Here is a 14,475-nt window from a genome sequence, read left to right on the forward strand (position 1 = left end):
TATGTCATATGAAGTTGATATAATATATAAAAATGTTAAAAATCTAAAAATTTCCCTGAGTGTCGACGGTGTAATTACAGTTACCTCGCCCAGAGGAGTTTCAAAAAAAGAAATTCTAGAGCTTTTACAAACAAAAAAAAGATGGATAGATAGGCATACTAAACGTCTACTGATCAATCAAAGATATGACTACAATAATTATAATTTGGATGATGGAGATTGTATTTATTTTTTAGGGCGACAATATCCTATTCAAATAACTTGTTCAAAACATAACTTGGTTAATTATTGTGATGATTATATCGAGTTCTTACTAAATTCTAGTGTTATCAATAATAAAGAGTTTAAGCAAAAACTATTGGAAGAATTCTATAAGGATCAAGCAGACATTATTCTCAATAATCTTGTGGCTAAATATCTGAAAATCACTAATCAAGAAATAAATAGAGTAACAATAAAGAAGACAAAAACTAGATGGGGCTCATGTAACTACGTTAAAAAAAATATAAATCTAAATTTTAATCTGATTTTAAGAGATATAGAGGCTATAGAGTATGTGGTGCTTCATGAAATAGCTCATCTGACTCATCCTAATCACTCCAAAGAGTTTTATGACTATATTTCATGCTATATGCCAGATTGGAAAGCTAGAGAAAAGAGATTAAAATAAGATATAATTTAATTATCTTGTATTATTTCAGTTTTAACTTTTGGAGGAGTTTTATGGAAAGTACGTTTGAGCTTTTTTCTATCGGGGTAGGACCATCTTCATCTCATACTATAGGACCAATGAGAGCTGGCAGCAATTTTATTAGTTTGTATGAGGACAAGTTAACTGAAACTACAAGAATTAAGATTGATTTATATGGGTCACTTGCTCTTACTGGCAAAGGTCATAAAACAGATTATGCAGTTATCTTAGGTGTAATGGGGTTCTTGCCAGAATCGGTAGATATAGAATTAGCAAAACAGCTTTATGACGACTGTTTAAAGCAAAAAAAACTTAATTTAGGTCAAAAATTTGAAATTAACTTTGATTATGATCAGGATTTAATATTTCATTATGATGAATTTCTTCCAGAGCACTCTAATGGAATGCGTTTTTCGTTATTTGATGATGATAAGCTTCTTTGTCAAAAAGAATATTTCTCTATAGGTGGTGGTTTTATCGTTGATAAAAAACAAATAAAAAAAGATGAAGTCCCTACAGAGGTGGAGTGTAATAAGCCTTATAAATTCGCTAGCATGGCAGAACTAAAAAATATTTGTCAAAAAGAAGGTATGTCTATTGCTGAGATAATGTTTGAAAATGAGAAAACAGCTTATGGAGAACAATATTCTTTGAACAAGTTAGCTGAAATTTGGCAGGTTATGGAAACATCAATAGAAAAAGGCTTAACTTGTCCGGAAGCAATATTACCAGGTGGTCTTAAGGTTAGGAAAAGAGCTCCAAGTATGATAAAAAAACTTAAAGAGCAGAATGTTGTTAATACTGACTTTAACTATCTAAACGCCTTTGCAATTGCTGTGAATGAGCAAAATGCATGTGGTGAAAGGGTAGTTACAGCACCAACGAATGGAGCTGCTGGTGTGATTCCTGCTGTATTGAAGTATTATCTACAGACTCATGAAATTATTAATCAAGATGAATTATCAAAAGTTGTTAATAAATATTTACTTGTATGTGCCGCTATAGGTATTTTATATAAATCAGGAGCTTCTATATCTGCTGCAGAAGTTGGTTGTCAAGGTGAAGTCGGAGTTGCCTGTTCGATGGCAGCTGCTGGCTATTGTGCACTGCTTGGTGGAGATATTGACTCTATAGAGTCAGCAGCAGAGATTGGTATGGAACATAATTTAGGATTGACTTGTGATCCTATTGGAGGATTAGTTCAGATCCCATGTATTGAGCGTAATGCAATGGGGGCTGTACAGGCTATAAATGCTGCAAAATTAGCTCATTTAGATACAGGCGAGAAGAGATTCGTTGGATTAGACTATGTTATTAAAGTTATGTATGAAACAGGTCTGGATATGTGTAGTAAGTATAAAGAAACCTCTCTAGGAGGTTTAGCGACCAATGTCCCTGTATGCTAATTCATTTCAATTATTCTACATAAATCATAAAATTCTACTACTGACAAAATTATACTAATTTAGTATAATTTGTTTGATTTATATATTTAATAGGCAGTATACAATGTATGATGTGAAAAAAATTAGAAAAGATTTTCCATTTCTTGAACAAGTAATTAATGACAAGCCTGTTGTTTTTTTTGATACAGGGGCTTCGGCTCAGAAACCACAAGCAGTCATCAATGCTGTAGCTGATGCATATAAGTTTAATTATGCTAATGTACATCGTGGAGTTTATCAGCTAAGCCAAGAAGCTAGCGACAGATATGAAAATGTACGTGTAAAGGTTCAGCAGTTTATAAATGCTAAGTCATCAAATGAAATTGTATTAACCAAAGGCACCACAGAGTCAATTAATCTGCTAGCAAATTCTATTGGCAAGTCAATTGTTTCTGAGGGAGATGAAATTATTGTTACTGAAATGGAACATCATGCTAATTTTGTGCCATGGCAAGTGCTCTGTGAAGAAAAACAATTAGTTTTCAAAGTGGCTAAAGTCAATGATAATGGTGAACTTGATATTCAAAACCTTTTATCTTTGATTACAGATAAAACTAGGGTTGTGGCTATAACCTTGTGCTCAAATGTCTTAGGGACTATTAATCCTGTCAAAAAGATAATAGAAGACATTAAAAAGATTAACACAAATATATTAGTAGTTGTTGATGGTGCTCAAGCTGTTATACATTCAAAAGTGGATGTCCAAGATTTAAATTGTGATTTTTTTGTGTTTTCAAGTCATAAACTATATGGACCAACTGGTGTTGGTGTTCTATATGGTAAATATGAGTTACTACAAAAATTACCTCCATATAACTATGGTGGGGATATGGTCAATGACGTAACAATTAATAAGACAACATTTGCGTTACCTCCGTACAAATTTGAGGCGGGGACACCTGATATAGTTGGTTCTATAGGGTTTGGTGAGGCTATAGACTACGTTAATTCTATTGGTATGGAAAATATAGCAAACTACGAGCAACAGTTATTAGAATATGCAACAACAGAGCTACAAAAAATCGAAGGTCTAAAAATAATTGGTCAGGCTCAAAATAAAGCAGGAGTCATAACATTTGTTGTTGATGGCTGTAATGCTGGTGATATTGGAGAGCTATTGGCTATAAAAGGTATGTGTGTTAGAACAGGCAAGCATTGTGCGCATCCTTTATTAAATAGAATGGGTGTTTCATCAACTGTGCGCATATCATTTGGTATGTATAATACTGTTGAAGAAATAGACTTATTTATTAAAGCATTGAAAAAAGTAATATCTCAATTAAAATAGTCACAATAAACTGAAAAGGTTAGATAATATGGTCGAAGTTTTTGATCCTAATAATAATATTCTAGAGGTCACAGAAGCTGCTGCTAAGCATTTTGAAAAGCATTTGGCTAAAGACTCTGAAAACATAGGTATATATATAGGTACGAAGTTAATGGGTTGTTCTGGATTAGCTTATGATATAGATTTTGTTACTAAACAGCCAAATGATACAACGATAGTAGATAAGCATGGTCTAAAGTTTTTTGTATCTAATAAGTCCATGGGTTTTTTAAATGGCTTGCAAATTGATTATGTTAAACATGACTTTGGACTATATAAATTAGAATATACTAATCCAAATGAATCAGCTCGTTGTGGTTGTGGTGAAAGCTTTACAATTTAGGAATATATAAAAAATGAAGACAACAGATGTAACTATAGTAAGAAGGCAAGTAAAAGCAGTAGCTGTTCCATTTGGTAATGAGATTGAGCTTATGCCTGGTCAGGAAGTTTTGGTAACTCAAGATAAAGGTGGAAGTTTTACATTAAACGTAAATGGTAATTTGCTCCACTTAGATGGAAAGGATGCTGATGCAATAGGTAAGCAGGTAGTTAAATATCCAGTTGAAAATTATGAAATCAATCCTGGAGATCCTATAAATATGGATGCGGTTTGGGATCAGATGAGAACAGTTTATGACCCTGAAATTCCAGTTAATATAGTTGATTTAGGCTTGATTTATAATGTAGTTACTAGAAAGTTAGAGAATGGTAATTTTCATGTGATTATAGATATGACTCTTACAGCTCCAGGTTGTGGTATGGGCCCTGTACTAATGACTGATGTTGAGAAGCGTGTAGCAATGTTGCCAAACGTTGATAAGGTTGATGTTGTGATGGTCTTTGATCCACCGTGGAATTCGGAACTTATGACAGAAGAGGCTAAACTAGAGTTAGGATTATTTTAATTAAGTCATGACAAAAATAGCAATTTATCCTGGTACTTTTGATCCTATCACAAATGGTCATGTTGATTTGGTTGATAGAGCATTAAATATTTTTGATGAAATAGTGGTAGCAGCATCTACCGCATATGGTAAGAAAACTCTCTTTGATTTAGATACAAGAGAGCAAATGATTAGAGAAGTTTTCAAAGATAATAGTAGAGTTAAGGTTGTTAGCTTTGAGGGGCTTCTGGTAGATACTGCCGCAAAGTATAATGCCTGTGCTATTGTGAGGGGATTAAGAGCAGTATCTGATTTTGATTATGAGTTCCAGATGTCTAGTATGAACAATAAGCTTAATAGCGATATTCAGACTATATTTTTAACTCCCAGTGAAAAATTTTCTTGTATATCATCCACTTTAGTTAGGGCAGTTGCTATTCATAACTATCAAAGAGTAGGTGAGTTTGTACCAGAGTGTGTATTTAATAAAATAAAGCTAAAATATTCTAAGGACTAGTATGGCACTATTGATTACAGATGATTGTATAAATTGTGATATATGTGAACCAGAATGTCCTAATGAGGCAATATCACAAGGTGAGGAGTATTATGAAATTAATCCTGACAAGTGTACAGAGTGTGTGGGTCACTTTGAAGAGTCTCAGTGTACCAAGGTATGTCCAATAAGATGTATCATAACAGACCCTAATAATATCGAAAGCCAAGAAGAGTTATTAATAAAATATAGAATATTAACTTCATAAAAATTAAAAAAAACTTGGAAACTTTATTCTAATTTTGTATAATGCTTCAGTCTTATTTATTTACTACTAGTTTAAAAAAGAGTTTTAAAAGGAGCTTTTGATGAAATTAAAGAACATTGTTATCGCTACGACAGTACTATTAGGTACGGCTACGTTTTCATTTGCTGCAGGTTCTGACAATATGGATACGTCAGTAGATGCAAATTCAACAGCTACTCAAAGTAGTGCTGGAAATAGTTTCCTTACTCCTTTTGCTAATACATATAGCTCTTTAACTAACAAAGACAATACTTGGGGTCCACAAGATAGAACAGGTCAGTGGTACTTTGGTGTAGATGCTAATGGTCTTGCTGGAACACCTAATTCTCCTTCTGGAGCTGGCGCAAATATGATAATTGGTTATAACATCAATAAATATTTTGCAGTTCAATATAACCAATTAGTTGGTAGAGTATTTGCAGGTTTAGGTGAGGGTGTTATTAATTTCAGTAATAGTACTATGATCACTCCATATGCTGCTGGTGGTGCTGGTTGGGCTAATTTGGCTGGTCAAGCTACTGGTGCATGGGACGTTGGTGGAGGTCTTAAATTTGAGCTTTCTAGAGATGTTCAAGTAAGTGCTGATTATAGATATATTCAGACAATGGCTCCAAGTGGTATGTCAGGTGCTCAAGGTAGAGCGGGTACTAACATGATTGGTGGTGGTATTACATGGTTCTTTGGTGGCAAAGATGATAATAATAATGATACTGGCAACATCCAAGACAATGGTGCTACTACAGCTGCAGAAACTACAGCTATGCCGACAATTGATGAATCTAAGTATGTTTTACCTCAAGGTATTAAGCAGTGTGAAGGTAACTTCAACTTAACTAAAGAAGGTGTTGCTTGCTATACTGTGAACGGCGATGATGTAACAGTTTATTTAGATACTAAATTTGCTTATGATAGTTCAAAATTAAACAGTAAGGGCAAAGATGCTATAGCATCTTTTGTTAACTTTGTTAAGAACAGTGATATTAAAACAGTAACAGTTAAAGGTTATGCTTCTCAAGGAACAACAGGAAGTGAATTTGAAATATATAACCAAAAACTTTCTGAGAAGAGAGCAGAAGCTGTAGCTGAGTACATGAAGCAACTAGGTTTAGATAATGATAAAATCATTACTAAAGGATTTGGCTATGAGAATACTTTAGATGGTATTCATAAGTCAGATGCTCGTAATCAACGTGTTCAAGCGAGTGTATCAGCTCCTTTAAAAGAAGAAGCTTAATTTCTTAACTTATTAATATTAATCTCTCGAATTTTCTTTTATCATTTTTTAATTTAATTTAATTTAATTTATTTTATTTTATTTTATTTTATTTTATTTTAGATATTTAAATACTGATTTTCATATCATCATGTTGTAGAATCAGGAAATGTGAATATTAAGGTTCTCAATTAGCTATTTTATTAACTATCTCTTACTGTACATCTAACTTATATTAGTAAGGGTCTAGATAACTATGGTACTTATCATATGTTTCTCTATGATGGTTATAATAAATGTCTGTTTTAAAGTAGGAAATATCCTACTAAGTGTTTTGGTAAATTTTATCATACCATGAAGATTATCTTAGCGATAGCCTTTAAGAAATACGCTTGGGAATTGCTACGAGCAAGAGAATAATACTATTTTTGTAAAATAATATAGTAATAAATTTAGATAAAATATTTTGGATAAAATGAACAAATAAGGTTGCTAGCCTATAGCATCTCCCATTTGGAACATTGGCATATACATACTTACTACAAGGAAACCGACAACACCACCTAGCACAATCATAATTAGAGGTTCTAACATTGAGCTCAAACTTCCTACAAGTGTATCAACTTCTTCTTGATATACTCTATTAAGGTTTCCAAGCATCGTTTCTAAAGCACCTGACTCTTCACCAACAGCTATCATCTGTTCTACTAAGAATGGGAAGCTTCCCGTTTCAACAATAGCTTCTTTAAATGATGCTCCTTCACTGATACTTTTTTTAATGTCTATAGCGGCTTGGTCATACTTAGCATTACCTGTTGCTAATGAAACCATATCTAATGCTCTTGTTAAGCTCATACCTGATTGAACAGTAATCTCTAATGTACTAGCAAATCGTGCTAGAGCAGATTTGAAAATAACCTCACCAATTATTGGTATTTTAAGCATAAAATGGTCTTGTGCAACTTGTATCTTTGGGAATTTGAATTTCAGAGATTTAAATATCGATAGTGACATAAATATTACAAGAATAATTTTCCACCATGAATCTTGCATGAAGTTAGATGCATCAACAGTGACTTGAGTAATCGCAGGCAGGGGTTTTCCAGAGTTTATAAACATTGCTGAGAATGCTGGAACCGCAAAAGTTAAAAGTATCCCTGTTACACCGGCTGCTATAACACATACAACAATTGGATATGAAAGAGCTTTTTTAACTTTCTTTTTAATACTTTGTAATGCTTCACGTTGGTCAGCTATTTTATTAAGCATAAGATCTAGGTTACCAGATTCTTCTCCAGCAGTTATGAGACCTATATAAAGCTTATCAAAAACTTTTGGAAAATTACTCAAGGCTTTTGAAAATGATTCACCACCTTCGATAGATTGCTTAATTTGGATGGCTAATATCTTTAGACGAGGGTGTTTACGAATACCCATTATGAAGACTTCAAAAGATTTAATAATTGGGATACCTGCTTTTGTCATTGTAGCTAGCTGACGAGTCATTTCCGTTATATCCTGATATGATATTTTTTTCGGAAGTAAATCTTTAGGCTGTTTTTTGACTTTAACATCAGTGTAGCCTTTTTGTCTTATTTGAATCTCAGCTTTTTCTTTAGTATCAGCATCTATGATTCCTTTTATGGTTTTACCATTTTTGAGCTTGGCCTTATAGCCCCAAGATGTAATCGTTATTTTGTTTTTATTCTTATTTCCAAATAGCATATTTTATCCTTTAACTTACTCTGTAAGCCTCTTCCATAGATGTTAACCCTTGTGAAACTCTTACTAGTGCTGACTGTCTAACTGTGGCAACTCCTTCTTTTTGAGCCTGTATTGCTAGCTCCATAGTGTTTTTGTCTTCTAATATCATTTTTGCAATTTCTCTAGAAACTGGCATAACCTCATATAAACCAAGTCTTCCTTTGTATCCTTTAAAGCATCTTGGACATCCTTTAGGGTTTGGTTTGTATATCTTTGCACTCTTTACTTTTTCAAGTTTTGTACCGAATGTTTTCATAAGTATCTCATCATTTAGGCCACTGTCCTCAACAAGTAATGAAAACTCGGTATCAGTATCTTCTAATTTGCATTTTGGGCATAATTTTCTTGTTAAACGCTGAGCAATAATCAACGTTACAGAAGTAGCAATATTATATCTAGGTAAGCCCATATCTACCAATCTATTTAATGTTTCTGGAGCACTATTTGTATGTAGTGTTGACATAACCAAGTGACCTGTTTGCGATGCCTTAATTGCAATGGATCCTGTTTCAATATCCCTAATCTCACCGACCATGATTATATCTGGATCTTGACGTAAGAAAGATTTAAGAGCCGCAGCAAATGTTAAACCCTGTTTATTATTAACGTTAACTTGGTTGATACCTTTTACAAAAAGCTCGACAGGATCTTCTGCTGTAGAAATATTTTTTTCAGGTTTATTCAGAATGTTTATACCTGTGTACAAAGTAACTGTTTTACCTGAACCAGTTGGACCTGTTACTAGTACCATGCCTTGTGGTTGTTTGATATATTTAAGATATGTTTCTTTTTGAGTTTCTGAGAAACCTAATTGTTCAATTGGTATTTGTGTTGAACTAGAATCAAGAATACGAAGTACAACTTTTTCACCAAAACTTATTGGACATGTACTAACACGAAAATCAATAGCTTTTTCTCTTGAAAGAGAAATTTTAAATTTACCATCTTGAGGGATTCTTTTTTCTGCGATATCAAGGCTAGACATAATCTTAAGTCTTGATATAACTTTAGGTCCAAGATTTTTTTTGGTATTAAAAGTCTCTATTAGTAGGCCATCTATTCTGTATCTAATACGAAAGTTTTTTTCATATGGTTCAAAGTGTATATCTGAAGCACCTTTTTGTATTGCATCCACAATAGTATTGTTGATAAATCTAATGATAGGAGCTTCTTCATCTTCACCACTTCCTATTATGGCATCTCCTTCACGCTCACCTTCTTCAACAAAGTCAATATCAAGCTCACCACCAGCATTCATCTGCTCTTCAAGTTTTGATTCGCTTTCTACGTGTCCTTCATCTTTGAGATATTGATCGTACTCTTCAATCTTTTCTCGTATTAGATTAATTTCTCCTACAATAGGAGTAAAAGAATAATCATATTTACTGCGTAGTTTTTTTAGTATTTCTTGACTATCTATTGGATTAGCTATTGCTACATAAATGCTCTTTTTTCTTTTAAATAGTGGTAAACATTTATTCTCATTACAAAACTCAGCATCAAAGTAATCTTGCGGTAGAAAATTTACATTTATAGCAGTTAAGTCAATATACTGTAAACGTAACAGAGTTGCAGATTCAATCATAAATGATTTACTATCAACTAATTCATGATCAATTAGGTAGTCTAAGAGGTCTTGTTTGGCTAGTGATTTATCTAAACTTATCTCTTCAAGTTGCTCTCTTGTTATAAGCTTACGATGTAGTAGTAAAGAAGCTAGCTTCTTGTTAATATACGGACTATCAATCATTTATACTAAAATAAATCACAAAAATTAACAAAAATTATATCATGATTGAGATAATTATTAAAAAACAAAATATTCAATATAAATTAATAAAAAGGATTTATTTTAATAATATTTTTTAATGTATAATTCAAATCCGAGTTTAATAAATTTTTTGATATATGCATGTAGATAGATATATTTCTCATAGAGGCGCAAATAATGATGCTGTAGAAAATACAATAGAAGCCTTTCAAATTGCCAAGAATGCTGGGTTTAATTGGTTTGAAACAGATGTGCAAATGAGTTCTGATGGGGTGTTATTCTTGTTTCATGATGATACTCCAAAAAGGTTTTTTGATATTGATAAAAATGTTACTAATATGTCAATATTTAGCTTAAAGTCTTTAGAACTTGTTCATCCTAAGTTAAAGTCAACAGCTAAAATATTAACACTGAAAGAGTATATCGAGTGGGCAGAGCATAATAATGCTTTTTTGAATCTTGAAATTAAAGTAAGTAATGAAAATATAAGCTACCAAAAGACTTTAGTCGCTAAGGTTATTGAGCTTCTTGAGCATTATCCAACTATGAAATCAAAAATTTTATTGTCGAGCTTCTCAAAAGTGGTAATGAGAGAGTTAAGAAGACATAAAGATTTTACTCAAGGTAAACTTTTTTACACCGTTAACTGGGTTAGGGATTTTGAATATATTGATAGTGATTTTTATAAAGACTTTGTTAAAAATAAATATATAGCAGTCATAATAAATTATAGCTGCTTAACCGATTCAAGAGTTAAATATTTGAAACGTAAATTTGGTAAAGTTTTTGTTTATTCTGTTTATACAGATGATGAAGTTAAACACTTGCTTGAATGGCAGGTTGATGCGATATTCATTGATAAGAAAGAACAGTTAAATCTTAGTCTTTAGATAATCTTTTAAAAGATGTTCTACATCTATTATAATACTTTCACTATGAGGACAACCTTCAGGATAAAAGTACTTTAACTCGATAAAGCCTTCTGCAATTCTATATTTAAAAGTAACAAACGGATATTTTTCCTTAATCACTTCTAAGTTTTCTGCAAGCAGGCTTTCACCAATATTGAAAATATTCCATTTTTTACGAACTATTTTTCTTTTTTTACTTGTTTTGTTGTTTAGATTTAATGCCTCAAGCATAGGAATGCACTCTCTAGGAGGTCCAGGAAAAACATATATATATCGACCTGACTCAAACTCTAGTTTAAATCCGTTTGCAGTACCATTTTGATTTATTAAGATTTCTGAGCCCTGAGGAAACATAGCTTGTTTTTCAGTACCCAAAGTAATTCTACCATATTTTTCAATCATCCTTTTTTCTAGTTTGTGCCATGAGTTATTGTCTAAAGATAGACTTTTGTCAAAATATTTGGCAATTGACTCTGTGGTTAAGTCATCTTCAGTGGGACCCAAACCGCCTATAGTTATAATGTTTTTATGATTTTGCTTTAGAAACTCTATACTTGAAACTATATCTTCATAATCATCTTTACACGATATATGAAACCCTATTTCAAAATTATTACTTACTAGGTATTTAGCAAAATTACAGGAGTTAGTATTAACTATATCTCCATCTACTACCTCATCGCCAATAGCTATAAAGCCGAAATCATATTTCATTATCTTCCTTACAAATTTTTGTAGAATTATTAAAATCCGCTATTCTTGGACATGATTTTTATGTATCATGATTTGTGAAGTATATATTAAGTGTATACAAGATTGAATATCTAAGGAGTCTTTAATGAAAATACTATCTACTAATGTTTATGTCGGACCTAACATCTATGCGAACTTTCCTGTTATTAAACATGAAATTGATTTGGGAGTGCTTGAAGAATGGCCATCTGCAAAGATTGGTCAGGATTTTGTAGATCGACTTGTGGATAGTTTACCAGGATTAGAAGAGCATGGTTGTTCATATAGAGAAAAGGGTGGTTTTATCCGTAGAATGAGAGAGGATGAAGGCACTTGGATGGGTCATATTTGGGAGCATGCAATACTAGAGCTTCAAGATATAGCTGGTAGTAATGTAACATATGGCCGTACTAGATCGACAGGTGAGCTTGGTTGTTATAATTTGGTCTATGAATATAAGCAAAAAGATGTTGGTCTAAGAGCTATGGAGTTGGCTAGAGATTTATTGATATCTTTATTGCCAGAGGATCTTAAAAAGCAAGTGGCTCATAAGAATGAAGATTTTGATTTTGAATATGAAAAAGTTAGGTTTATAAAATTTGCACAAAGCAAAGAATTTGGACCAAGTACAGCATCATTAATTGAAGCTGCTAAAAAAAGAGATATTCCGTATCTTAGATTAAATGACCATTCATTAGTTCAATTTGGTTATGGTAAATACCAACAAAGAATTCGAGCAACAATTACAGGTAAAACTACTAGTATTGCTGTTGACTTATCTTGTGATAAAAATCAGACGAATACTATTCTACAAGGTTTGGGGCTTCCTATGCCTAAGCAAAGGATGGTAACTACTGAAGAGGGAGCTTTAAGAGCTGCAAAAATCCTAGGCTTTCCATTAGTTGTTAAGCCTCTGGATGGTAATCATGGTCGTGGTATATCTATTAACTTAAAAACTATGCAAGAAATTAAAGATGCCTTCGTTGAAGCAAATAAAGTATCTAGATATGTTTTAGTGGAGCAGTTTGCTACTGGTTTCGATCATAGAATGTTGGTAGTTGATGGTAAGCTTGTAGCTGTTGCTAAAAGGGTTCCTGGTCATGTGATAGGAGATGGTAAGCATAATATTAAAGAGCTAGTTGATATTGTAAATGAAGATCCACGTAGAGGTGTTGGACATGAGAAAGTTCTAACAAAATTAGAGTTGGACTATCAAGCTAAGACTTTATTGGGAGCTGCTGGGTATGATGAAAATACTATTCTTAAGGATGGAGAAGTTTTCTATTTAAGATCTACAGCCAACCTTTCAACTGGTGGTACAGCTATTGATGTCACTGATATTGTACACCCTGACAACAAAGATATGGCGGAAAGAGCTATAAAAGCTATAGGTCTTGATGTTGGTGGTGTTGATTTCTTGATAGATGATATATCACAATCTTATCACGATATTGGTGGTGCTATTTGTGAATGTAATGCTGCTCCAGGGTTTAGAATGCATGTGGCTCCTAGTGAGGGTAAATCTAGAGATGTTGCAGGTGCAGTAATAGATATGCTGATTCCTAAAGAACACGGTAATGCTAGAATTCCAATTGCTGCTATTACTGGTACAAACGGTAAAACTACAACATCACGTATGGTTGCTCATATGTGGAAAAATGCTGGGAAAATAGTAGGACTTACAACCACAGATGGTGTTTATATCAACGGAAAACTAACTGTAGCAGGTGATACTACAGGTCCAGCTTCAGCTCAAATGGTTTTGAAAGATCCTTCTGTAGAAATGGCAATCCTTGAAACTGCTAGAGGCGGGTTACTAAGAAGTGGTATGGGCTATGATTACTGTAATGTTGGAGCGTGTTTAAATATATCCTCTGATCACCTAGGTCTTAAAGGAGTTAATACGTTAGAAGATTTGGCTAAAGTTAAGAGTATAGTTCCTCAAGCAGCAAAGGATGTCGCAGTTTTAAATGCTGATGATCCTAATGTACTTAAAATGTCAGCTAAAGTAACAGCAAAATATATACTATATGTAACTATGAATCCAGAGCATGCTTTAGTTAAACAACATATACGTGCTGGCGGTAAAGCTTGTATTATTGAAAAGGGTGTTAATGGAGATATGATTACAATTTTTGATAATCATGTTCATATACCAGTTTTATGGACTCATTTGATTCCAGCTACAATGGAAGGTAAAGCTATCCATAATGTTCAAAACTCTATGTTTGCAATAGCTATATCTTACAGTATGGGTATGAGTTTAGATGATATTAGAGATGGATTGAGAACATTTGTAACATCATTCTACCAAGCGCCAGGGCGTATGAACTGGTTTGAGGAGCATCCATTTAAAGTACTGATGGATTATGGACATAATCCAGCAGCAATAAAGCTTGTGAGCCAGATGGTTGATAATATGGAGTTTGCCGGTAAGAAAATATGTGTTTTAGCATCACCAGGTGATAGAAGAGATGAAGATATCTACGAAATAGCTAAAACTGCTGCACCATATTACGATCACTTTATTTGTAAGCGTGATGATACTCTAAGAGGTCGAGCTCCTGATGAAGTTCCAAGAATGCTTAAAGAAGGTTTAATAGAGGCTGGTGTGACTGCCGATAGGATAGAAACTATCGAGAGTGAGCAAGAAGCTGTGGATCATGCTCTGGCAATGGCTCAGGATGGTGATCTGGTAGTTATTTTTGCAGATAAATTAAAAAGAACATGGAAGCAGATTATTTACTTTAACAAAGAAGATGCTGACGACAATAAAGAGCAAAAAGAAGAAAAGAAAGAAATGTTTTCTGCTTCTATTATTGCTCAGGATCCTAGTCTATCAGAAGAAATTTCTGAAGTTATAAAAGCAGGTGTTATAGCTGATGAGAGTGGTGTTAGAGTTATTTTTGATGAAGAAGATAACGACTAATT

Annotated in this window: 13 protein-coding genes; 10 read left to right on the forward strand and 3 right to left on the reverse strand. The window is 33.2% G+C overall.

Annotated features, from left to right (window positions below):
- Position 1: 1 nt before the first annotated feature.
- The 8 genes from FQ699_RS03640 to FQ699_RS03675 all read left to right on the forward strand — a co-directional run bounded on the left by FQ699_RS03640 (position 2) and on the right by FQ699_RS03675 (position 6,387).
- On the forward strand, positions 2-670 hold the full coding sequence (locus FQ699_RS03640; RefSeq protein ID WP_146421169.1) for a M48 family metallopeptidase: 669 nt from the start codon (positions 2-4) through the stop codon (positions 668-670).
- Positions 671-723: 53 nt separating this feature from the next.
- Positions 724-2,097 carry an L-serine ammonia-lyase gene (locus tag FQ699_RS03645; RefSeq protein WP_146421170.1) on the forward strand — a complete coding sequence of 458 codons (1,374 nt, stop codon included), beginning with the start codon at positions 724-726 and terminating at the stop codon, positions 2,095-2,097.
- 103 nt (positions 2,098-2,200) lie between these two features.
- Positions 2,201-3,424, forward strand: coding sequence for an aminotransferase class V-fold PLP-dependent enzyme (locus FQ699_RS03650; protein ID WP_146421171.1), 1,224 nt, complete (start codon positions 2,201-2,203; stop codon positions 3,422-3,424).
- 28 nt (positions 3,425-3,452) lie between these two features.
- Positions 3,453-3,806 (forward strand): HesB/IscA family protein, encoded by a 354-nt coding sequence (locus tag FQ699_RS03655; protein ID WP_146421172.1) that lies wholly within the window; start codon positions 3,453-3,455, stop codon positions 3,804-3,806.
- 13 nt (positions 3,807-3,819) lie between these two features.
- Positions 3,820-4,371, forward strand: coding sequence for a putative Fe-S cluster assembly protein SufT (gene sufT / locus FQ699_RS03660; protein ID WP_146421173.1), 552 nt, complete (start codon positions 3,820-3,822; stop codon positions 4,369-4,371).
- 7 nt (positions 4,372-4,378) lie between these two features.
- Positions 4,379-4,867 (forward strand): pantetheine-phosphate adenylyltransferase, encoded by a 489-nt coding sequence (gene coaD / locus FQ699_RS03665; RefSeq protein WP_013923376.1) that lies wholly within the window; start codon positions 4,379-4,381, stop codon positions 4,865-4,867.
- A gap of 1 nt (position 4,868) precedes the next feature.
- Entirely contained in the window at positions 4,869-5,114 is a 246-nt protein-coding gene (locus FQ699_RS03670) for a YfhL family 4Fe-4S dicluster ferredoxin (RefSeq protein WP_013923375.1), read from the forward strand.
- A gap of 100 nt (positions 5,115-5,214) precedes the next feature.
- Positions 5,215-6,387 carry an OmpA family protein gene (locus FQ699_RS03675; RefSeq protein ID WP_146421174.1) on the forward strand — a complete coding sequence of 391 codons (1,173 nt, stop codon included), beginning with the start codon at positions 5,215-5,217 and terminating at the stop codon, positions 6,385-6,387.
- A gap of 471 nt (positions 6,388-6,858) precedes the next feature.
- Here the strand turns inward: FQ699_RS03675 and FQ699_RS03680 are convergent, their stop codons facing one another.
- On the reverse strand, positions 6,859-8,091 hold the full coding sequence (locus tag FQ699_RS03680) for a type II secretion system F family protein (RefSeq protein WP_146421175.1): 1,233 nt from the start codon (positions 8,089-8,091) through the stop codon (positions 6,859-6,861).
- 10 nt (positions 8,092-8,101) lie between these two features.
- Positions 8,102-9,880, reverse strand: a complete 1,779-nt coding sequence (gene pilB / locus FQ699_RS03685; protein WP_146421176.1) for a type IV-A pilus assembly ATPase PilB — start codon at positions 9,878-9,880, stop codon at positions 8,102-8,104.
- A 158-nt stretch (positions 9,881-10,038) separates the two neighbouring features.
- Between pilB and FQ699_RS03690 the strand changes: the two genes are divergently transcribed.
- Complete coding sequence (locus FQ699_RS03690; RefSeq protein WP_146421177.1) at positions 10,039-10,791, forward strand: glycerophosphodiester phosphodiesterase family protein; 753 nt, start codon at positions 10,039-10,041, stop codon at positions 10,789-10,791.
- On the opposite strand, the gene FQ699_RS03695 is transcribed toward FQ699_RS03690, so the two are convergent.
- The gene (locus FQ699_RS03695; protein WP_146421178.1) at positions 10,774-11,526 is read right to left on the reverse strand and encodes a competence/damage-inducible protein A; all 753 of its coding nucleotides are present in this window, start codon (positions 11,524-11,526) and stop codon (positions 10,774-10,776) included. The two genes, FQ699_RS03690 and FQ699_RS03695, sit on opposite strands and share 18 nt — an antisense overlap.
- A gap of 124 nt (positions 11,527-11,650) precedes the next feature.
- On the opposite strand from FQ699_RS03695, the gene cphA reads away from it, so the two are divergent.
- Entirely contained in the window at positions 11,651-14,473 is a 2,823-nt protein-coding gene (gene cphA, locus FQ699_RS03700) for a cyanophycin synthetase (RefSeq protein ID WP_146421179.1), read from the forward strand.
- Positions 14,474-14,475 lie beyond the last annotated feature (2 nt).

Origin of the sequence: Francisella salimarina (genome assembly GCF_007923265.1) — a bacterium.
GTDB lineage: Bacteria > Pseudomonadota > Gammaproteobacteria > Francisellales > Francisellaceae > Francisella > Francisella salimarina.